The 21455-nt window shown below is 50.7% G+C and carries 20 protein-coding genes; 2 read left to right on the top strand and 18 right to left on the bottom strand.

Annotated elements, in window-relative coordinates; translation table 11 throughout:
* Positions 1-52: 52 nt before the first annotated feature.
* Positions 53-1465 carry a class I SAM-dependent rRNA methyltransferase gene (locus AC50Y5_RS03100; RefSeq protein ID WP_494858370.1) on the bottom strand — a complete coding sequence of 471 codons (1413 nt, stop codon included), beginning with the start codon at positions 1463-1465 and terminating at the stop codon, positions 53-55.
* A 70-nt stretch (positions 1466-1535) separates the two neighbouring features.
* On the opposite strand from AC50Y5_RS03100, the gene AC50Y5_RS03095 reads away from it, so the two are divergent.
* Positions 1536-2510, top strand: coding sequence for a Na/Pi cotransporter family protein (locus tag AC50Y5_RS03095; protein WP_494858368.1), 975 nt, complete (start codon positions 1536-1538; stop codon positions 2508-2510).
* A 23-nt stretch (positions 2511-2533) separates the two neighbouring features.
* Here AC50Y5_RS03095 and AC50Y5_RS03090 read toward each other — a convergent pair whose 3' ends face one another.
* From AC50Y5_RS03090 to gpr, 16 genes are all read right to left on the bottom strand, one after another.
* Positions 2534-2965, bottom strand: coding sequence for an NUDIX hydrolase (locus AC50Y5_RS03090; protein ID WP_056029360.1), 432 nt, complete (start codon positions 2963-2965; stop codon positions 2534-2536).
* A gap of 110 nt (positions 2966-3075) precedes the next feature.
* Positions 3076-4506, bottom strand: coding sequence for a tRNA (N(6)-L-threonylcarbamoyladenosine(37)-C(2))-methylthiotransferase MtaB (mtaB, locus tag AC50Y5_RS03085; RefSeq protein ID WP_494858366.1), 1431 nt, complete (start codon positions 4504-4506; stop codon positions 3076-3078).
* 4 nt (positions 4507-4510) lie between these two features.
* Entirely contained in the window at positions 4511-5290 is a 780-nt protein-coding gene (locus AC50Y5_RS03080; RefSeq protein ID WP_056032745.1) for an RsmE family RNA methyltransferase, read from the bottom strand.
* Positions 5291-5557: 267 nt separating this feature from the next.
* A complete protein-coding gene (locus AC50Y5_RS03075) occupies positions 5558-6232 on the bottom strand; it encodes a site-2 protease family protein (RefSeq protein ID WP_327204892.1) in 675 nt (224 codons plus the stop codon).
* The gene (gene prmA, locus AC50Y5_RS03070; protein WP_056029368.1) at positions 6229-7227 is read right to left on the bottom strand and encodes a 50S ribosomal protein L11 methyltransferase; all 999 of its coding nucleotides are present in this window, start codon (positions 7225-7227) and stop codon (positions 6229-6231) included. Before prmA ends, AC50Y5_RS03075 begins: the two co-directional genes overlap by 4 nt.
* Before the next feature lie 213 nt (positions 7228-7440).
* Positions 7441-7635 carry a hypothetical protein gene (locus AC50Y5_RS03065; protein ID WP_056029371.1) on the bottom strand — a complete coding sequence of 65 codons (195 nt, stop codon included), beginning with the start codon at positions 7633-7635 and terminating at the stop codon, positions 7441-7443.
* Positions 7636-7768: 133 nt separating this feature from the next.
* The gene (dnaJ, locus tag AC50Y5_RS03060) at positions 7769-8896 is read right to left on the bottom strand and encodes a molecular chaperone DnaJ (RefSeq protein ID WP_056029374.1); all 1128 of its coding nucleotides are present in this window, start codon (positions 8894-8896) and stop codon (positions 7769-7771) included.
* Between the two features lie 358 nt (positions 8897-9254).
* Entirely contained in the window at positions 9255-11081 is a 1827-nt protein-coding gene (gene dnaK / locus AC50Y5_RS03055; protein ID WP_046229932.1) for a molecular chaperone DnaK, read from the bottom strand.
* A 64-nt stretch (positions 11082-11145) separates the two neighbouring features.
* Positions 11146-11703 carry a nucleotide exchange factor GrpE gene (gene grpE, locus AC50Y5_RS03050; RefSeq protein ID WP_494858362.1) on the bottom strand — a complete coding sequence of 186 codons (558 nt, stop codon included), beginning with the start codon at positions 11701-11703 and terminating at the stop codon, positions 11146-11148.
* A gap of 21 nt (positions 11704-11724) precedes the next feature.
* Positions 11725-12750 (bottom strand): heat-inducible transcriptional repressor HrcA, encoded by a 1026-nt coding sequence (gene hrcA, locus AC50Y5_RS03045; protein ID WP_056029380.1) that lies wholly within the window; start codon positions 12748-12750, stop codon positions 11725-11727.
* A gap of 173 nt (positions 12751-12923) precedes the next feature.
* Positions 12924-13403 (bottom strand): N-acetyltransferase, encoded by a 480-nt coding sequence (locus AC50Y5_RS03040; RefSeq protein ID WP_494858360.1) that lies wholly within the window; start codon positions 13401-13403, stop codon positions 12924-12926.
* Positions 13404-13535: 132 nt separating this feature from the next.
* Positions 13536-14705, bottom strand: a complete 1170-nt coding sequence (hemW, locus tag AC50Y5_RS03035) for a radical SAM family heme chaperone HemW (RefSeq protein ID WP_494858358.1) — start codon at positions 14703-14705, stop codon at positions 13536-13538.
* A 115-nt stretch (positions 14706-14820) separates the two neighbouring features.
* Positions 14821-16638 (bottom strand): translation elongation factor 4, encoded by a 1818-nt coding sequence (gene lepA, locus AC50Y5_RS03030; RefSeq protein WP_056029385.1) that lies wholly within the window; start codon positions 16636-16638, stop codon positions 14821-14823.
* Positions 16639-16742: 104 nt separating this feature from the next.
* A complete protein-coding gene (locus AC50Y5_RS03025; protein WP_494858356.1) occupies positions 16743-17198 on the bottom strand; it encodes a hypothetical protein in 456 nt (151 codons plus the stop codon).
* A gap of 35 nt (positions 17199-17233) precedes the next feature.
* A complete protein-coding gene (gene spoIIP, locus AC50Y5_RS03020) occupies positions 17234-18460 on the bottom strand; it encodes a stage II sporulation protein P (RefSeq protein WP_056029391.1) in 1227 nt (408 codons plus the stop codon).
* A 321-nt stretch (positions 18461-18781) separates the two neighbouring features.
* On the bottom strand, positions 18782-19825 hold the full coding sequence (gpr, locus tag AC50Y5_RS03015) for a GPR endopeptidase (protein WP_056032748.1): 1044 nt from the start codon (positions 19823-19825) through the stop codon (positions 18782-18784).
* A gap of 140 nt (positions 19826-19965) precedes the next feature.
* Between gpr and rpsT the strand changes: the two genes are divergently transcribed.
* Positions 19966-20238, top strand: coding sequence for a 30S ribosomal protein S20 (gene rpsT / locus AC50Y5_RS03010; RefSeq protein WP_056029395.1), 273 nt, complete (start codon positions 19966-19968; stop codon positions 20236-20238).
* A gap of 84 nt (positions 20239-20322) precedes the next feature.
* Here the strand turns inward: rpsT and holA are convergent, their stop codons facing one another.
* Positions 20323-21360, bottom strand: coding sequence for a DNA polymerase III subunit delta (gene holA, locus AC50Y5_RS03005; RefSeq protein WP_494858353.1), 1038 nt, complete (start codon positions 21358-21360; stop codon positions 20323-20325).
* Positions 21361-21455 lie beyond the last annotated feature (95 nt).

The following is a 21455-nucleotide window of genomic DNA, read 5'->3' as shown; positions in this document are numbered from 1 at the left end:
AAAAAACCTCTTGAACGAGCAAGAAGCACACTCGCCGTTCAAGAGGTTTCCGTTATTTGCTGCGCACCTCAAAGATGGCAAATTTCAAGTAATGCCCTTCTGTTACGCCAAGCAGCTGCGGATGATCCTTGCCCGCCGCCCGCCATTCCACAAGCCGGAGCAGCTTGCCTGCATCAGCTGCGGCCTCTTGGATCGTCTCCAGAAACAAATCAGGACGCATATGGTATGAGCAGCTCGCCGTCACCAGATAGCCGCCTTCATTTACCAGCTTCATGCCATGCAAATTAATATCTTTATAGCCGCGGACAGCACCTGCTACCGCATTTTTTGTTTTGGCAAACGCCGGAGGGTCCAAAATGACAACGTCCCAGGTTTGGCCGCCGCCGCTAATCGGCTTGGACGTATCCGTGCCTGCGCGGCTGCGTTCGAGACGCTCCTCCAGCCCCTTCGTTTGCTGCCTCAAGTAGTCAAAGGCATCGGTTACGACGAACTGTACGCGATCGGTAAAGCCGTTACGTTCCACATTGCGGCGCGCCGTATCAATCGCATGCTCGGAAATGTCCAAGCAGGTCACTTTCTTCGCCCCGTATTTGCAGGCATGCAAGGTAAAGCTGCCCGTATGCGCAAAGCATTCCAGCACCGTCGCACCGTCCCAGTAGGGGAAGGTCACTTCTTTGCCATTTGCATTGACTGGGACGTGTTCCCCCGATGTCTCTGCATTCGCACTGCCCGCCTCGGCAGGCTTCGGCATTAGCTTAATGCCGCTGCGAAGGCCCCAGCCCTTCATCAGCGGAGCGATGGAGGCGCGATTTTCACGCTGATCATAGAAATAGCCGGTCTTCTGACCTTCGACTATATCAACCTCAAGCTTAAGCCCGTTCTCTTCAATCTCCAATATGGCCGGGCATTCCCCGTACAGCACGCCTGTACGCTTCTCTAAGCCCTCCAGCTGTCTGACGCCGACATCACTGCGTTCATAAATGCCGCGCGGCTCAAACACCTCGATAAGCGCTTCAATGATCGCATCACGGTGAATGTCCATGCCAAGTGTCAGCAATTGGATAACCAGCACATCATTAAAGCGGTCAACGGTCAGCCCTGGCAGGAAATCAGCTTCTCCGTATACGAGCCTGCAATCCTGATCCGGTACAAAACGGCTGCGATGCTCCTTCGCCTGCTGGAAGCGCTCTTGGAAAAAAGCAGCATCCATCGCCTCCAGCGGCTTGTACGAAACAATGCGCACCGTAATTTGCGATTTTGGATTCCAATAGCCCGTCGCCAGATAACGTCCTTGGTGGCTGACTACATCAACCAAGCCGCCCGGCTCTGCGGTGCCTTCCATTTTATCAATCTCGCTTGCATATACCCAGGGGTGGCCCTGCTCCAAACGTTTTTTGCGCCCGCGCTGCAGCGCTATCCTTGCTCTCGTCATAATGGCAAAACCAACCTCTCTCATGCTTGTCATGCTTGTCTTGTTTGCTGCATATATGTATGGGTACACCTGTCACTCGTTTTTAGAAAAGGAGATTCAGCCCATGCTTCATTCTATTATTTTGCCGATTGCAATCGGCTTTGCCTTGTTCTTAAGCGGCATGAAGCTGATGGAGCTGGCGCTGCATCGCCTTGCAGGAACGCAATTGAATCGTATTTTGCAGCGTTTTACCGCTACGCCCATTCACGGACTGGCGGCTGGCGCCATCTCTACTGCTTTTCTTCAGAGCAGCACAGCCGTAACCGTCATCTCTATAGGTCTCGTCAATGCCGGTCTGCTCACCTTTCCGCGAACGCTCGGCATTATTCTTGGCACCAACATCGGCACCTGCCTGACGACGGAGCTGCTTGGGCTTAGCCTTGAGCGTCTCACAATGCCGCTGCTCATCCTCTCCGTCTCCGCCTGGCTGCTGACTGCACTGCTCGGCGAGCTGCAGCTTATCCCCGCCTTGCGGACTGGCGGCTGGCTAAACACGATTCGTTCCGCTTCTGTTGCCACGCTGGGCTTCGGCATACTGCTCGCCGGCATGGCGATGATGCAAAGCGTTGGCCCAGACATTCAGCAAAGCGCCATGTTTGACTGGTTTATGAGCAAAACGGCGGACAGCCTCTGGTGGGGGCTGGCCGCCGGCGCGGTGCTAACTGCAGCCGTGCATAGCAGCACAGCTGTCATAGCCATTATTATGGGTTTTGCGGCAATCGGAGCGATGCCGCTAGAAGTTGGCATAGCCGTTGTGCTAGGCGCAAACATCGGCACCTGCGTCACTGCGCTGCTCGCCTCTATTGGCGGATCGCGCGCGGGTCAATTCGTTGCGCTCGCCCATATAACGCTGAATGTCGGCGGCGCGCTGCTCTTTATGCCGTTTGTCGGCTTGCTTGCTGGACTATCAGCTTGGCTGACCGCAGCTCCAGCGGCGCAAATTGCCCATGCGCAAACGCTGTTTAATATTTTCAGCTCGCTGCTTGCCCTGCCGCTCTGCTATTTGCCAGCGCTGCGACGAATGTCCCGCCAAGATTAACCTTCCAATGCTGCACCATAAAACTATGTAAATGGTATGCCCAGCAGCTCTAATGCACCGGAGACGATCCGATTATTGTTGTCATAGCCCGATTGCTTCTGACGTCTCCATGCATCAAGCGGCTCGAACCAATCCACTCCGCGAATTTCTTCTACTTGAGCTTGCAAATCGCCGCCGATGGCTTCAACCAGGTAATAGTGAACCTCTTTATCGACCGTACCATAGGTATCATGCTGGTACTGATATTTAATTTGGTCAATAGGTGCTATGATATTGCCCTGAAGCCCCGTTTCCTCAGCAATTTCCCGCAATGCGGTCTGCTCAACGGTTTCGCCTGCCTCCATCTTGCCTTTGGGAAGCGATACTTTGCCATAACGATCCTGAATAAGCTGAATTTGCAGCTTGCCTTCCTCCGTGCGGCGGTAGACGACGCCTCCTGCTGATATTTCCTTCACACCTGTTTCCCCCTTGCCTGATTGACATCATATCGCAATAGCGAAAACTCCAGCCGCTTCCTCCTAGCGAAGCCAGCGGCCGAAATTCAAGCCTAATGTATGGCCTTTTGTTATGCTCTCAGTGCTTCCGCTGTTGTATGAATGGCAGCTTGCTGATCTTGCTCATCATCCAGCTCCAGCACGAAGCTGTGAGTTTCGGAGCCGCGAAGCGCCTGCGCTTCGCCTTCCAGCACTCGCACAAGCTGGCCACGGCATTCATTGACGCCAGCTTCCGTAACCTTAACGCGGCACAGCTTGCCGATTAAGTCCTCGGAGCCGTTGAATACCACTTGAATGTAGTTGTCGGAATAGCCCATAACGAATCCCGTTCCTGGAGCTCCCTTGTAGTCGCGCTCTGGAATAATATCAAGCACAGCGCCTACATACTTCTCTGCATAGGCAAGCTGCATGCGCTCGGACAAGTCGATCAGCTTGTGAACGCGTTCGTTCTTAAGTTCTTCATCCACTTGATCCTCCATGCGCGCTGCCGGTGTACCCGTCCGTTTGGAGTAAGGGAACACGTGCATTTCCGAGAAGCCCAGCTCCTCCATAAAGCGAAAGCCTTCCTCGAACATTTCGTCCGTTTCGCCAGGGAAACCAACGATGACGTCCGTTGTAATAGCTACGCCCGGCATAACCTCGCGAATACGCTTGATTTTTGCCGCGTATTCCTCCGTCGTATATTTGCGGCGCATCCGCTTCAGCACGGAGTTTTCGCCGGCCTGCAGTGGAATATGGAGATGGCGGCACATTTTCGTGGACCGATTCAGCACATCAATCATCGCCTCATCGATCTGGCTTGCTTCGATCGAGCTGATGCGGATCCGCTCGAGCCCTTCAATATGATCCAGATCCCACAGCAGGTCGCTTAGACGATAATTATCCAAATCGTCGCCATATCCGCCTGTGTGAATGCCCGTAAGCACGATTTCCTTATAGCCTGCCGCAACCAGCTGCTTCGCCTGCTCAACAACGCTGTGCGCCTCCCGGCTGCGGGACAGCCCGCGCGACCATGGAATGATGCAGAAGGTACAGAAGTTGTTGCAGCCCTCCTGAATTTTTAGAAACGCCCGTGTGCGCTCGGCAAAATCCGGCACATCCAGTTCCTCGAATTCGCGCGTCTTCATAATGTTGCGAACAGCGTTGACCGGCTGGCGGTCCGCATGAATTTGATCGACAAATGTCATAATTTTCTCACGGTCCTGCGTACCGATAACGAGATCGACGCCGGGAATCGCCATAATTTCAGCTGGAGACGTCTGCGCGTAGCAGCCGGTTACCGCTATAACGGCATTCGGGTTGCGGCGCACTGCGCGGCGAATAATTTGGCGGCTCTTCTTGTCGCCTGTATTGGTCACCGTACAGGTGTTGATTAAATAAACATCAGCGGTCGCTTCGAAATCGACCTGCTCGTAGCCTTCATTTTTGAACAGCTGCCATATCGCTTCTGTGTCGTAAAAATTCACTTTGCAGCCTAATGTATAAAATGCAACCGATGGCATGTTGTTATACTCCTCCCATTTCTCCGGCTTCATACAGCAAGCATGTCAATCCGACGATACCTGCGGTTTCCGTCCGCAATATCCTTTTGCCGAGGCCGACAATGATGGCTCCTGCTGCTTCTGCCTCATCTGCTTCACGCTCGGTAAAGCCGCCCTCCGGCCCTACCATTAGCAATACGCTCGGAGCGGAAGTATCGCTCCCTCTGTTAGAGCTCCAGCTATTCAGCGCCTGCCTAATACCCACGCCTTCCGCTGCATCGCCTTCGCGTTCATAACAAAACAAAACTAAATCATAGGAAGCAATCGATTTGACCAGCTCGCGCCAGCTCCGCACCGGCTCTACAGCCGGAACGCGGCAGCGATGCGACTGCTCCGCCGCTTCCTTGGCGATTTTGCCCCAACGCTCCAGACGCTTCGCTTCCTTCTTGCCGTCATATTGCACGATCATGCGCTCTGACTGGAACGGGACAAACGAATAAGCGCCAATTTCGGTGCCCTTCTGGATGACCAGCTCCATCTTGTCGCCTTTCGGCAAGGCTTGGGCAATCGTAACCGACCAGCTCGGCTCGCTATTTTGGGGAAGCTCTTCTGCAATAGCCGCTACAACCTCGGTGGACGAAGCTTCCCGCACAGAAGCAAGCACGACCCGCTGCTCGCCGTCGCTTGCAATAAACGTATCGCCAGCCTTCATCCGCATGACGCGAACAGCGTGGAATGCATCCTCGCCAAGCAAGCGGACTTCATTATTTTCAAACTGTTCTTTTGCTATAAAATACCGCTGCATATCGTCTACATAACCATCCTTCATAATAGCATGTTTTCATGTCGAAAATCCATGACCAAACCGCCCCACACTAGGTGAAACGGCTGGCGCCGTTCTTTGGCGGCGCGGCGCGTTTCAATCCGAGAAATATAAGCCTATTTATACGTGTGAAACTTATAAATTCTTATATTTCAAGCGCAAACGGCTGCCCTCCGTCCTCTGGCGGCAAAGCTACCGTTTCGCGTAGAAATATAGAGAAAGGATGGAAAATCATATCCTTTCCTATATTTAAATAAACAGCCCGCCAAGCAGGCCCATAAAATAGGCTGCCAATTCCTGCGAAAAATTCAGAATCGGACTAATGGTCACAGCGCGAAGCGGTGGAATGAACAATAGCAGCAGGAAAATAATAATGCCCCATTGCATGTTCTGCTCCATTTTATAGCCGACTTTTAGCGGTACGAGATTTTGAATGATCCGGTAGCCGTCAAGTGGCGGCAATGGAATCAGATTAAAAATAAACAGCAAAAAGTTAAGTGAAATGAAATACGAGAAAAATACTTGCAAAGCATCCTGTACGCCAATGGAGCCCATATGGTACAGCCCCGTCTTGATGCTGAGATAATAAAGAATAATGCCAAGCAGTCCGAGTACAAAGTTGCTAAGCGGACCTGCCGCCGTCACAATCACGCCCATTAAACGCGGATGCTTAAAACGATTTTGGTTTACCGGTACAGGCTTGGCCCAGCCGAAGCCAGCAAGCAAAATCAAAATCATGCCAAGCACATCCAAATGGACGCGCGGGTTCAGCGTTACCCTGCCCGCATCATAGGCCGTATTGTCACCGAACTTGTACGCCGTGTAAGCATGCGCAAACTCGTGAACGGTGAAAGCAATAATAAGCACAAGCACAGCAAAGGGCAATTCAGCGGTCGGATAAGCAAACCAACCTTCCATACTCATTGTGCTACCTGCGGCTTGCGTGCTACGAATACAACCCAGTCTTCATTGCGGCGTGTTTCTTCCACGATAAAGCCGGCTTTCACAAGCCCCTGCTTCACAAGCTCTTCCTTGTTTTTATAAATACCGGAGGAAATATACAGCCCGCCCGGCTTCAAGGCTTGATACACCTCATCAATAAACAGCAAAATAATTTCTGCTAAAATATTAGCAACGACCAGATCGACTGGCACCGATACCGTCGTAGATTCATTAGAGCCGACAGATCCGCGTGCCCCTTTGCCTCCTAATACGCCAAGCAGATCGCTGAGCTTAACTTCGACTTGCTGCTCCAGCCCATTCAGGCGTACATTTTCCGTCGCGCTCGTTACAGCAATTGGATCGAGATCAAGAGCAAGCACACGGCTGGCCCCCAGCCTGCAAGCTCCAATCGCCAAAATGCCCGAGCCTGTACCAACGTCAATGATTTCCTCGCCGCCTTTAATGACGGATTCCAGCGTCTGCAAGCAGAGGGAAGTTGTCGGATGTGTGCCTGTCCCAAAAGCCATGCCCGGGTCAAGCTCAATAATTTTCTCATTCGGCGCAGCTTCGTACTCTTCCCACGTCGGTTTGATCGTGAGTGTATCCGATACTTTAAGCGGCTTGAAATATTGCTTCCATGCCGTCGCCCAATCCTCTTCGTCTACCATTTGCGAAGTAATTTCATAATCGCCTGGATCAATGCCAAATTCGCGCAGCTGTTCGATCGGTGCTACCAGCTCTGCTTTCAAAGCGGCGATATCTGTTCCTTCCGAAAAATACCCCTTTATAACGGCTTGTCCTTCCGGAATATCATTCAGCGGCGTTTCATACCACTGGCCGAGGGACGTGTCCCGTTGTTTGTTCAGCGTGCCGGATTCTTCAATGGAAACCCCGTCCGCATCCCGTTCATGCAAAAAGTTAGAAATCATCTCAATCGCTTGTTCTGTCGTCGAGATTGTAAGTTCATGCCATTTCATTTGCTTCTACGCCTCCAGTGTGAAAAACTAACATCTATTGTACACCAATCCGCATTGATGCACAAAATATGTATTTGAAAATGTGATAATCCTGCTATTTTACAGCCTTTCCAGCCGTTAAATTTTCTTTTGCGCATAGCAAAAAGAGAAGGCAGGCCCCTTGCTCCTGCCCTCTCCGCTTGCGAACGCCAGTCCCGGCTCTACTTTGCCCGGTTACATCAATTGCTCCATACTTCCGCCCGCATCCTCAATCAGACGCAGTGCCCTGTCTTTGACATGCTCTTCAAGCATCGCGGTAAGTGCCGTACTGTCTGCTTGTCCATCAACCCGAAGCGCCTGCAGCTTGCGCAGCGCTCCCTGTGCCGCCTCAGAATGTTCAAATACAGCGCGTATGTGTTGATCAGCCATAATGCGCCCAGCCTCCTTCTACGTATAGTTAGGCGGTATTCAACCGCCCAGCTTCCTACTTCGATAGAATGGAAAGCCGGTGCCATTATTATTCGTTTTTTCGCAAGCTTTCAGAAAAAAAGACGATCCGCGCTTATTCGCCGCGGAACGCCTTTTTCATCCGTTCAAAAATCGATTCGTGATTTTCTGCTGTTTCTGTCGGAACGGAGCCTGAAACGCCGCCAAACTGGCGAAGCAGCTCTTTCTGTTCATCCGTCAGCTTCTGTGGGGTAACGACTGTCACTTTAACGTGCTGGTCGCCCTGTCCATATCCGCGCAGCTTAGGAACACCTTTGCCTTTCAGGCGGAAGTATGTGCCCGTCTGAGTGCCGGCTGGAATTTTCAGCTTGATTTTCTCCGTCAGCGTCGGGATTTCGATTTCATCACCGAGTGCCGCCTGTACGAAGGACAGAGGAACCTCGCAATAAATATCGTCGTTTTCACGCTCGAAAAACTCATGCGCTCTTACGCGAATAACGATGTACAAATCGCCCGCAGGACCGCCGCGTTGGCCAGCTTCACCTTCGCCAGACAAACGGATTTGCGCGCCTTCATCAACGCCAGCTGGGATTTTCACTGTAATTTTACGCTGTTTTTTCACTTTGCCTGCGCCATGACAAGTTCCGCATTTTTCTTTGATTACGCGGCCCGTTCCGCTACAGTTGGAGCATGCACGGCGGTTGACCATACGGCCGAATGGCGTATTTTGCACAACCTCCTGCTGCCCAGTACCGCTACATACGGAGCAAGTGTCTGGCTTCGTTCCTGGCTTAGCACCAGAACCGCTGCAAGTATCACAGTTTTCGGTGCGAGGAATCGTAATCTCCGTCTCCTTGCCGAATACCGCTTCCTTGAAATCAATCGTCATTGTATATTGCAAATCGCTGCCACGCTGTGGCGCATTCGGATCACGACGGCCACCGCCGCCACCGAAGAACATATCGAAAATATCGCCGAAGCCGCCGCCGTCGAAACCGCCTGCTCCGCCGCCCATGCCTTGATTCGGGTCAACATGCCCATATCGGTCATAGGTAGAGCGCTTGCCATCGTCACTCAGTACGTCGTAAGCTTCCTTGACTTCCTTAAACTGCGTCTCGGCATCCGCTGCCTTGTTGACGTCCGGATGATACTTTCGCGCGAGCTGACGGTACGATTTCTTAATGTCATCCGCTGAAGCGTCCTTGCCTACACCCAGAATTTCATAATAATCTCTTTTTGACAAACGGTATCACCTCCGCCCATAAATGTGTTGGATAAGCTGAGACAAATGACTTTTATGTGCGCCAAGGTCGTAACTGCGAGAAAGGGTGGACTTTCGGCCGCTGTTGTTTTCAGATTTCTTGAATTATTCCTCTTGAGGAAAAATCCGAAAACAAAGGCGGACGCTGCCGCTCCTACAGTTCCAACCTTTCTCTCCGTTACTCCCATGCTACATATTTTTCTTTTGTTCAACTTATCCTTTTATAAAAAGTTATAGCTTCGTCTCAACTATTCGTCGAAGCTTTTTTTATATACTTTAATCATGGAACAAGGTCAAAGACAGGGGAAGCCCTGTCTTTGACCTCATCCGCGCTGCAAGCTTAGTTTTTGTCGTCAACTACTTCGTAGTCAGCGTCAACCACATTGTCTTTGCCTTTTGCTTCCGGTTGTTCGCCTTCTGCGCCTGGCTGCCCAGCCGCTTGCTCATACAGCTTCACGGATAGCTGCTGTACAATTTCAGTCAGCTCATCAGAAGCTGCTTTAATTTCCTCCAGGTTATCAGTTGCAAGCGAAGCTGTTACTTTTTCTTTCGCAGCATTTGCTTTTTCGATTTCTTCTGGAGCTACTTTGTCGCCAAGATCTTTAATCGTTTTGTCTACCGAGTATACGAGTTGGTCAGCGTTGTTTTTCGCTTCTACCAGCTCACGGCGTTTGCGGTCTTCTTCCGCATTCAGCTCGGCATCCTTCATCATTTGTTCAATTTCCGCGTCGCTTAGGCCGCTGGAAGAAGTGATTGTGATTTTTTGGCTTTTGCCTGTGCCTTTATCCAGTGCCGATACGTTAACGATACCGTTCGCATCGATGTCAAAAGTAACTTCGATTTGCGGTACGCCGCGCGGTGCAAGAGGAATATCGCTCAGGGTGAAGCGGCCCAGCGTTTTGTTGCCCGCTGCCATTTCGCGCTCGCCTTGCAAGACGTGAATTTCAACGCCAGGCTGATTGTCAGCATACGTCGAATACACTTGCGATTTGCTTGTTGGAATCGTTGTGTTGCGGTCGATCATCTTCGTGAAGACGCCGCCTGCTGTTTCGATACCAAGAGAAAGCGGAGTAACGTCAAGCAATACAACGTCTTTAACGTCGCCAGTCAGTACGCCTGCTTGAACAGCCGCGCCCAATGCAACAACCTCATCCGGGTTAACGCCTTTGTGCGGATCTTTGCCAATCAGTTTTTTAACCGCTTCTTGAACGGCAGGAATACGTGTCGAACCGCCTACAAGAACGACTTTGTCGATTTGGTTTGCGGACAGGCCGGAGTCGCTCAGCGCTTGACGAGTTGGTTTCAGCGTACGCTCTACGAGGTCAGCTGCCAGCTCTTCAAATTTTGCACGAGTCAGGTTCGTTTCCATATGCTGAGGAACGCCATCTACCATTGTAATAAACGGCAGCGAAATCGTTGTCGACATAACGCCGGACAGTTCTTTTTTCGCTTTTTCAGCAGCATCTTTCAGACGTTGTACTGCCGCTTTATCTTTAGAAAGGTCTGCGCCTTGCTCTTTTTTGAATTCAGCTACGAGGTGATCGATAATGACTTGGTCAAAATCATCGCCGCCCAGCTTGTTATCGCCGCTTGTTGCTTTAACTTCGAAGAAGCCATCGCCAAGCTCAAGAATCGATACGTCAAATGTACCGCCGCCAAGGTCATAAACGAGAATCGTTTGATCTTCTGTTTTCTCAAGGCCGTAAGCAAGAGCTGCTGCTGTCGGCTCGTTGACGATACGAAGAACTTCCAGACCTGCGATTTTACCAGCATCTTTCGTTGCTTGACGCTGGCTGTCATTGAAGTAAGCAGGAACCGTAATAACGGCTTGCGTTACTGTTTGACCTAAGTAAGCTTCTGCATCAGACTTCAGCTTTTGCAAAATGATTGCGGAAATTTCTTGTGGCGAATAATCTTTGCCATCAATGCTTTCCTTATGGTTTGTACCAATATGGCGCTTGATCGAAATAATGGTGCGGTCAGGGTTAGTGATCGCTTGGCGCTTCGCGCTTTCGCCGACGATACGCTCGCCGTCTTTTTTGAAACCAACGACCGAAGGAGTTGTACGGCTGCCTTCCGGGTTAGGGATAACGACAGCTTCGCCGCCCTCCATTACTGCAACGCAAGAGTTTGTTGTACCAAGGTCGATACCGATTACTTTACTCATCGTGAATTTCCTCCTTATAATGGTTCTTCATTCCATACATTCTATTATCAAAGGAAATTATCGGTTAGCCGCTCACTTTAACCATTGCCGGACGGAGAACCTTCTCCTTCAGCATGTAGCCTTTTTGAACTTCCTCCACAATAATTCCTTCTTCATATTCATCGGATTCCACCGTCATAATCGCCTGATGGAAGTCAGGGTTAAAAGCTTCTCCAACGACATTCATCGCTGCGAGACCTTCCTGTTCCAGCGTTTGCATCAATTGGCGGAAAATCATGTCCACGCCTTTCGCAAGCGCCTCTACATCACCATTAACGGAAGCTGCAGCTGTAGCCCGATCGAAGTTATCGACAACCGGCAGCAGCTCAGTAACGAGCTTCATCGACGCATAACGCGCCAGCTCTTCTCTTTCCTTAATGGAACGACGACGGAAATTGTCAAAGTCCGCTTGTGTACGAAGGTAGCGCTGCTGGCTCTCTTCAAGCTGCTTCTCAAGCTCTGCATAACGCGCATCAACTACCTCAGCTTCAGCCGTTTCTTGCGATTCAACAGTCTCGTCTGCCACTAGCTCCTCAACCACATCATTTTGTTGCTCTTTACTCACCCTATTCACCTCCTTCAAATGCCGATTGGCATTCCCTTATCATTTATACCAACGGGCCAAAAATGCAGCCATATCTTTAGATATCATATCAACCAGACTCATCACCTTGCCATATTCCATTCGCGTGGGACCCAGAATGCCGATTGTGCCAAGCGGCTGCCCGTCAACCGAATAAGAAGCGGTAATCAAGCTGCAGCTGGCAATCGCCAGATTATCATTTTCCGTCCCAATGCGCACTTGTATGCCTGAAGGCAAGGAGGAAAACATTTTCATCACGGCTGGCGTTTCTTCCAGCAAATCCAAAATCGTTTTTACCTTGTCAACATCTTTGAATTCCGGCTGCGTCAGCATGTTCGTCGTTCCACTTAGAAACAGGCGATGATCATTATCAGGCTGCAGCGCCTGATCCAGCACGCCCAGCACTTCCTCGCAATGATCGACGTAACGTTCCAGCTCCTGGCCGACCTCCAGATAAAGCTTTGATTTCAAGCGGACTAACGGAATGCCGACAAGCTTCGTATTCAAAATATGGACGACCTTCTCCAGTTCCTCCATCTTCACCTCAGACGGCAGCGTAATGGTGCGATTCTCGACGCGCCCCGTATTAGTAACAATGATGGCAACCGCAGAACGTTCATCCAGCGGCACAAGGCTGAAATGCTTCAGCGATGTATTAAACAGCTCCGGGCCCAGCAAAATCGACGTGTAGTTCGTCAGGCTGGACAAAATCGATGCTGCATGCTGAATAACCTGCTCCATCTGGCTCATCTGCTCGGTGAAAAAAGAACGAACCTTCGTCATATCCGCATCGTTCAACTCTTCCATCCTCATCAGATGATCAACGTAATAGCGATAGCCTTTAGTAGAAGGAATCCGGCCTGCCGACGTATGCGGCTGCTCCAGAAATCCAAGCTCCTCCAAATCCGCCATTTCATTACGAATGGTAGCTGGGCTGAAGCCAACATCGCCGCGCTTAGAAATACTGCGTGAACCGACCGGCTCAGCCGAGCGGATATAATCATCTACGATAGCTGTTAAAATCATTCGCTGCCTATCCGTCAACATGCGCATTCCCTCCAAGTCATCGGCTCTGTCATTAGCACTCGTCTTGATTGAGTGCTAATCGTTAATACAAAAATACCAAACCCGCTTGAGCATTGTCAAGTGAGTTTGGCATTTTTAGTTAGCCTATTTTTACAATATTCACTATAATGACTTGCAGCGGCTCGGAAAAACCTCTACTCCAGCACTTTCAGCACGGCGATTTCATCGCAAGCGTTCTGCTTCGGACAGTTGACGCAATCGGTCCATACCTTTTCCGGAAAAATTTCTTTATCCACGACCGTAAACCCATTCCGCAGAAAAAAAGCAACCTCGTAAGTCAGCGCCATGACCTTCGTAATGCCCTGTTCCTTCGCCGCAGCAAGCAAGCTGTCAACGAGCTTACTGCCAATGCCGAGACCCTTGTAGCCATCCGACATGCCAAGTGACCGGATCTCTACCAAATTATCGCCTAGCTTCGTCAGCGAGCCGCAGCCGACAACCTGGTCGCCTACTTCCGCTACTATAAAGGAATTTATCGAATACTCAAGCATATACCGGGTACGGGGCAGCATGATCCCTTTCTCTGCATAGCCTTGAATTAAATCAAACAATACGTCAACATCATCTTTGGTTGCTTTTCTGCATACTGCCTGCAAGCTGTCCATTAGTTTCATGCTGCTCCCCCCATCCGGTGCTTGTTTCATCACCATATACCTATCATTGAATAAATATACATCATCGCGCATGTTTTCTCAATAGGCAATTTTAAAAAATATTAATATGAATTTTCATAATCGCCTATCTGGCTAAACTTCCAAACCAATAAACGATCCAAATACTTCATTGCCGAGCAATACGCCTTTATCCGTCAGCCGATAACCCGACCCGCGTTCATCCTCCAGACGCTCCATCAACCCGTCATTCAAATGCTTAGCAATAATCGGGCCAAAATAGCTTTCGAGCGTCTTGCCGTCAAATTGGCGGGTAAAATCAGCAGTGCGAATGCCATCCAGCAGACGCAGGCCGACCATCATAAAGTCCTCCATCGCCTCAAGCTCGGATATCGTCTCCGTATCAAGGCGCGGCAGGCGGGCAAGCGTAGCGTCAATATAAGGCTGTACCCCCTTGATATTAACATGGCGCTCGCGATTTGCGTACCCATGGGCACCGGCTCCAAGTCCGTAATAAGGCTCGTTGCGCCAGTACGTTGAATTATGCTTGCTCTCAAAGCCCGGACGGGCAAAATTGCTTATTTCATAGTGCTGGTAGCCGCCAGCCTTAAGCTGCTCAATCAGCAGCAAATACATATTCAAATCCTCATCCTCTGTCGGCAAAGGCAGTTCATTGCGCTCATACAGCTTGTGGAATAACGTATTCTCCTCCACTTTAAGGCTGTACAGCGAGTAATGCGGCAGCTCCAGCGCAAGTGCCTTCTGCACACTGTCAGCCAGCAGCTCAACCGTCTGTCCAGGCAGGCCAAACATCAGATCGATCGACAAATTCGTAAAGCCTGCTGCTCTAGCATTGTCCAAGCTGCGATATACGTCCTCGACATTGTGAATACGTCCAATACGCTCCAGCAGCGTGTTATTAAACGATTGCACGCCAAAGCTGATCCGGTTCACCCCACCGGCATACATCGCCGCCAGCTTGTCAGCATCCGTCGTACCTGGATTGGCTTCCATAGAAAACTCGACATCTGGTGAAAGTGGAAAATGCTTGCGGACAGCAGCGAGAAATCGCTCCATCTGCGGCGGTGTAAGCACCGTCGGCGTACCTCCGCCTACGAATACCGTATCGATTTGCTCAGGCGGCAGCACGCTGATTGTCCGCTCCATTTCGCGCTCCAGCGCATCCAAATAATCGTCTACAGGCTGGCCTTTCAGCACATAGGACGTAAAATCGCAGTAATGGCACTTATTCGTACAAAAAGGGATATGAATATACAGCGCTCGCGGCGCGTGATGAATCGTCATGCTGTACACCTGCTTTCCTGTGGCAAGCTCTCTTCAAGTGCCAGTCCGTCAAAGTGCGGACGACTTCTTGCCTCTCTCATGATAAAAAGGAGAGCCCCCGGCTCTCCTTCTCCCTCTAGCTTTCGTCGATCTTGAGCACAGCCATGAACGCTTCCTGCGGCACCTCAACGCTGCCGACCTGCTTCATGCGCTTCTTGCCCTCTTTTTGCTTCTCAAGCAGCTTGCGCTTCCGGCTAATGTCGCCTCCGTAACATTTGGCAAGTACGTTTTTACGCATCGCCTTAACGGTTTCACGGGCAATAACCTTGGTACCCAGCGAGGCCTGAATTGGAACCTCAAACATTTGACGAGGGATAAGCTCCTTCATCTTCTGGCAAATAATCCGGCCGCGGAAAAACGCTCTATCGCGGTGAACGATGACGGACAAGGCATCGACCTGCTCGCCATTCAGCATAATATCCATCTTCACAAGGTTGGACTTGCGGTAGCCGGACACTTCATAGTCGAACGAAGCATATCCTTTCGTGCTTGATTTCAACTGGTCGAAGAAATCATATACTATTTCCGAAAGCGGGATTTCATACGTAATGGTGACGCGGTTCGTATCCAAATATTCCATGTTAACGAACTCGCCGCGCTTGTTCTGGCATAGCTCCATAATCGCGCCAACATAATCATTCGGTACGATAATGCCAGCTTTGACATAAGGCTCCTCGATAAAATCAAGCTTGCCCTGCTCTGGCAGGTTGGACGGATTGTCGATGCTCATGACCGTTCCATCCGTCAGCGTTACTTGGTAAATAACGCTTGGCGCCGTCGTAATAAGCGGAATATTGAACTCGCGCTCAATACGCTCCTGAATAATCTCCATGTGCAGGAGGCCCAAGAAGCCGCAGCGGAAGCCAAAGCCTAGCGCTGTCGACGTTTCCGGCTCGTAGCGCAGCGAAGCATCATTCAGCTCCAGCTTCTCTAGCGCTTCGCGCAAATCGTTGTAATCCTGTGTTTCAATCGGATATAATCCGCAGAATACCATTGGATTAATTCGGCGGTAGCCCGGAAGTGCTTCCGGTGCCGGACGCTTCGCTTCGGTTACGGTATCGCCGACACGCGTGTCTTTTACATTTTTGATACCAGCAACGACGAAGCCTACATCACCGACTGCCAGCTCGTCCACGATGCCCATACGCGGCATGAACGCGCCAACCTCAATAACCTCAAACTCAGCACCAGTCGCCATAAAGCGGATTTTCTTGCCCGCCTTGATGCTGCCGTCAATAACCCGGACGTAAACGATAACGCCTTTGTACGCATCATAGTGAGAGTCGAAAATCAGCGCCTTAAGAGGCTGATCAGGATCACCTGTAGGAGCTGGAACCTTGGCAACGACCTGCTCCAAAATCTCCTTAATGCCAATGCCTGCCTTCGCCGATGCATGAACCGCCTCGCTCGCATCCAGCCCAATAACATCTTCAATTTCCTGCTTGACGCGATCTGGCTCTGCGCTTGGCAAGTCGATTTTATTGATGACTGGAAGAATTTCGAGGTTGTTGTCGAGTGCCAAATAAACATTGGCAAGCGTCTGTGCCTCAATCCCTTGCGCAGCGTCTACAACGAGCAGCGCGCCTTCGCAAGCAGCAAGGCTGCGGGAAACTTCATATGTAAAATCGACGTGTCCAGGCGTATCAATCAAATTGAGCAAATATTCCACACCGTCATCCGCCTTATAGGTCAGACGAACAGCCTGCAGCTTAATTGTAATGCCGCGCTCCCGCTCCAAATCCATTTGGTCCAGCACCTGAGCTTGCATTTCTCGCGAAGTGAGCGCTCCAGTGTATTCCAAAATGCGATCCGCAAGCGTAGACTTCCCGTGGTCAATATGCGCGATAATCGAGAAGTTTCTAATTTTCTTTTGTCGGTCACGTACGTCAGCCATGCCTAACCCCCACACCATCCATTATTGCTAATCATTCTTTCCATTATATCAGCAATGGAGTGCGCCAGCAATGCGGTTGCCGAAATTCCGAAAGAGCGCCTTCGTTAATTCGTCACCTTTTCAAACAAATCCACAATAAACTCCATGCTTCCGGTCGAAAAAGATTGCAGCAAGCCTGCTGTGCCATCAGCCAGCTTATTGACCGAAGGCTCTTGATTTTCATAAGGCATGCCCGGCAGCCTATCGCCATACAGCGCGTTTTGCTCAGCAAGCTTCCGCACCTCGGCCAGCTCCTTCTCAAGCTCGGATATTTTGCGCGAAGCGACATCCGACATGCCGGCGATCGACTGCGATTCTTGTCCAATGCTTCCGCTGCCGCCTTCTTCTGCGCCTTGCCTAATGATCGCATCTACCGGAATGACAGAGGAAGCCCCCGCCTCCTCAATCGGCCCATAAATCCGTTCAATGCCCGAGGAGGACATTTCAATGCCATACAATATAACAAAAACAAGCACCCCGCCAATGATCGCCCATTTAAACGCATCACGCCGCTTTCTCATCCTGCACCCCGTCCTTTCCGCTCTCGATTCGCTATTCAGCTTTGTGGAGCTGTAACCTTCTCATCCTGCCAGTAAATATCGGCAATCACTTTAGCCAGCACATCCGCGGTGCGATACGACTCTACCAGCGTATTGTCTACACCGCCAACCTCGATCAGCACGCTGCCTGCGGCGAGCGATTGATTGTATTCCCCGTTGCCTGTGGCGGCTGTTTTGCCCCATATCCCTCTTGAAATGCCGGGATACTGCTTCTCCAGCGCTTCATGAATTTTAGTTGCAAACGCTTCGTTTTCCTTCCAGTTCGGATTTTTATGGCCGATGATAAAATAAACCTGCGCGTAGCTTTTGCCCTTAATCTCGGTCGTCGTATATTTGCGCTTCTGCGAATCGCGATGCAGATCGAATAAAAACTTCAAATCTTTGCTGCTCGCCAGCGCCTCTTTAACCGTCTTCATGGAATATTTATAGGACAGCTCCCATTTGTAATTTTTCATGGCGGTCGGATAATCGGTTTCTGAATGCATGGCGCCAACCCCGCGCTGCTCCAACTGCTCCGCAAGCCGCTTGCCGACCAGCGTAATATTCGTTGTGCTGGAATTCGGGTCCTTGGCGCCATCCTTCAGTTCTGGATACCACGATTCCCGATTATGTGAATGATAGATAAATGCGATCTTAGCTTCCCCTGTCGAAGGCTTCGTATTGCCGCTGCCGCTTTGTCCAGGCTTGTCCCCCGGCTCCACAGTGCTTGGCGGAAGCGATGGCTGCGGCTCCACATTCGGCTGTTCACCAGTCGCCCCTTCTTCGGCATGCGAAGGAATCGGCTCATTATCCTCAGGCCCAACGGCGGTATCTGTTCCACTGCCTTTGCGAATGAGAAAGGAATCTCCGGCACTCATGCCGGGAATGCCCGCTGCCAGCAGGCTTTTGGGCTGTGTAGGATTAATGTCCGTCATCAGTCTGACTAGAAAAGCGCTCACCTGCGGCACAGACAGCTCGTCCGCCTGATTGCTGCCCTCAAAGGCGGGCAACTCCATTTCCAGCATGTCCCCGAACAAACCGCTCGATACAGCCGCTGCAAAACCTTTCATCGAAGACACCGGCGCAGCCGACGCTTGACGATGGGCAACTGCCGCAATGCCTATAATGACGAAAAAAATCATCGAACATAAAGAAAGAACAGCGAATGTTCTTCCTGTGACCAGCAATTGCCGAATTTTCCGGCTTCCATACGCCAAATCAAGCAGCATGATTTTACGTCTCATCGTTTCGCTTACCTCCCGGTTCTATGCTAGAGCTGTCTTGCTGCTATTAATCTATGAACGAGTTGGCGTTAGTAGAACCGACCGCACCCTCATTTTTAATATAATGGGCTGCTAGATTTAGAGTGAGAGGGGCATGCTTTATAGAAGTCTATGAAGAAGCTGCACAAACGTAAACGGCTGTCGCAGTCCTCTGGCAGCAAAGCTACCGTTTCGAGGGTAAAGATAAGCCGATTAGAAGGGGGGAAACTTATTATTGTTTATATTTTAAAAAACCGCCATACAATGCCCGTGTGTTGAAAGGCATCGTATGGCGGCTTGCTGTTAATGGGTATAGGCAGCTACATTATCGGTATCAACCGCATCATGCAGCGAAGCATTGAGCCCGCTAGCAATAATATTGGCGATGTCCTCGATGAATTGGTCAATCTCCTTTGGCGTAACGAGCAAATCATGGCCGAGCGGGTGAAGCACCTCTTTGACGAGCTGCAGCCGCTCCTGCTCCTCCAACTGGTTCATAATGCCAAATACCTGATTGCTGTCGCCCTTATTGGTTTCAATGTGCTGGCGCATCAGCTCCAGCGTATTATTTACAATTGTGGATGCGTACACGACGGTCGGGACTCCAATGGCAATTACTGGGATTCCTAAAATTTCCTTTGTCAGACCTTTGCGCTTATTGCCGATGCCAGAGCCGGGATGAATGCCGGTATCGGCAATTTGAATCGTCGTATTCACCCGTTCTACCGCCTTGGAAGCAAGAGCATCGATGGCGATAATGACATCGGGCTTCGTCCGCTCGGCAATGCCTTGAATAATGTCGCTGGACTCAATACCAGTAATGCCTAGCACGCCAGGGGCAATAGCGCTGACCGCGCGATAGCCAGGGGCAACCTGATCCGGCATCAGCTCAAAAAAATGACGGGTCACCATTACGTTCTCTACAACTATCGGCCCCAGCGCATCCGGCGTCACATTCCAGTTGCCAAGCCCGACTATGAGTACACGTGCCGTCTTGCCAACACCGATGCGTTCAAGAAAGGTCTCAAAATGCTTGGCGAACATCGTCGCCACCCGATTCTGAAGCTCCGTATCTTGCGTACGCAGTCCCGGAACCTCCAGCGTGACGTAATGGCCCTGCATTTTGCCAATCGCCGCAGCTCCTTGCTCATTTTGGACATGAAGGCTTGTAATGACGATGCCATCCTCGTCTTGACGCTCGGAGTGGATGCCTGGAATGACGCCGCCCGACTGCTCGGCCATTTCTTTTGCTTCCAGCGCCAAATCTGTTCGAACGTTGTAAGCTTGCAAATCAAGTTGTCCCACCGCATACCCTTCTTCCTTGAAAAAATAAATGCTTTCTGCCATTAGTGTTCGCAAGCATTTGGTTTTCATGCGTGCTATTGCTTTTTGGGTATACGCGTGATAATATATTTTAAGTTGTGTTATCCAGAATTATAGCGTATGCTAAAGATTGCCTGTGCATATTTCGTAGGAGGTGAAACTCGATGCCAAACATTAAATCCGCAATTAAACGCGTCAAAACGAGCGAAAAACGCCGCGCTTTGAACGCTTCCCAAAAATCCGCGCTTCGTACGGCTGTTAAATCTGCTGACCAAGCTATCGCCGGCACTGATGTAGCTGTTGCTAAAACAGCTCTAATCGCTGCGACGAAAAAATTGGACAAGGCGGTTACTAAAGGCCTGATTCATAAAAATGCGGCTGCCCGCAAAAAATCTCGTCTTGCTAAAAAGCTTAACGCTCTTTCGGCGCAAGCTTAAACCGTCCTTGAACATACAAAAAAGCTGTCTTCCGGTTATCCGGCCGACAGCTTTTTTGTATGTATATGATGTGGCGGATGGCCTTTACGCCATCCGCTTCGGGGCGCCAAGCGATAATAAATAAAGCTCCAAGCCAAAGTTTTTATCCATTTGCCCTGTCTTCATCTTGTAATCAAGATCAGCAATAGAGGACAGCAGCGCCCCTAGCCGCGACGTTGAAAACTTCCGGCACTTCTCCGCAGCCAGCTTAACCGCATAAGGATGGAGCCCGAGCTGCCCAGCCATTTGCTGCGGCGAATAACGATGCTGCTCCAGCTCTTTAATTTGCAGCATAATACGCAGCTGTCGTGCAATCAATGCCGCGATTTTTATCGGCTCCTCGCGTCTGATCAGCAATTGTCGATACAATCGAAGCGACCTGTCCACCTGCAATTCCGCAATCGCATCAACCAATGCGAATACATCCTCTTCCACAGTCGACACCGTAAGCAGCTCCACTTCCTTGCGTCCAATCTGACCGCCAACACCAGCGTGCAGACAGAGCTTGTCCACTTCCAGTGCCAGCTGCTGCATATGAGCTCCAACCCGTGACAGAAGCAGCTCAGCCGCCTCCGTATCCAGTGTGCGTTTCTGCTCCGCAGCCCGGCGGATCGCCCAGCCCTTCAATTCGGATGTATCCAGCTCTTGAAAAGCTATGAGCGCATTGCGATCCTTCAGCTGCTTGACGAGCTTGCGCCGTTCATCCAGCTTCTCCGCATTTATCAGAAACAAAATGACCGTTGTTTCAGAAGGATTCTCTATATATTGCTGCAAGCGGTCAGTGCGATGGTCCAGCTTGCCTCCTTCTTTTCCGCCAGCTGCAAAGACGACGGCGTCTCTGACGATGACTAGCTTGCGCTCAACGAAGAAGGGCAGCGTCTCCGCTTCAAGCACAGCCTCATCAAGCACACTTTCCGCTGTATCGAATTTGACGATGCCCAGTTCCCGCTCGTCAGCAGTAAACATCGCGTCCGCAAGCGTATCGGCAAACTGCTGAATCCGGTAACGGTCCTTGCCAAATACGACGTACACAGGGCGAAATCGCTTGCCCTTGATTTCCTTCAAAGCTTCTTTCCCATCCAAAGGCTATTCCTCCCTACCTTCTCCTGTGAACGGCAACAAAGGGATGAGCCCGTTTCGGCTTCATCCCTTTGTCCCTGAACATCTATATAAACATC

Source organism: Paenibacillus sp. JT22N7, from assembly GCF_059383875.1.
This window is presented reverse-complemented; position numbering and strand designations above follow the sequence as displayed.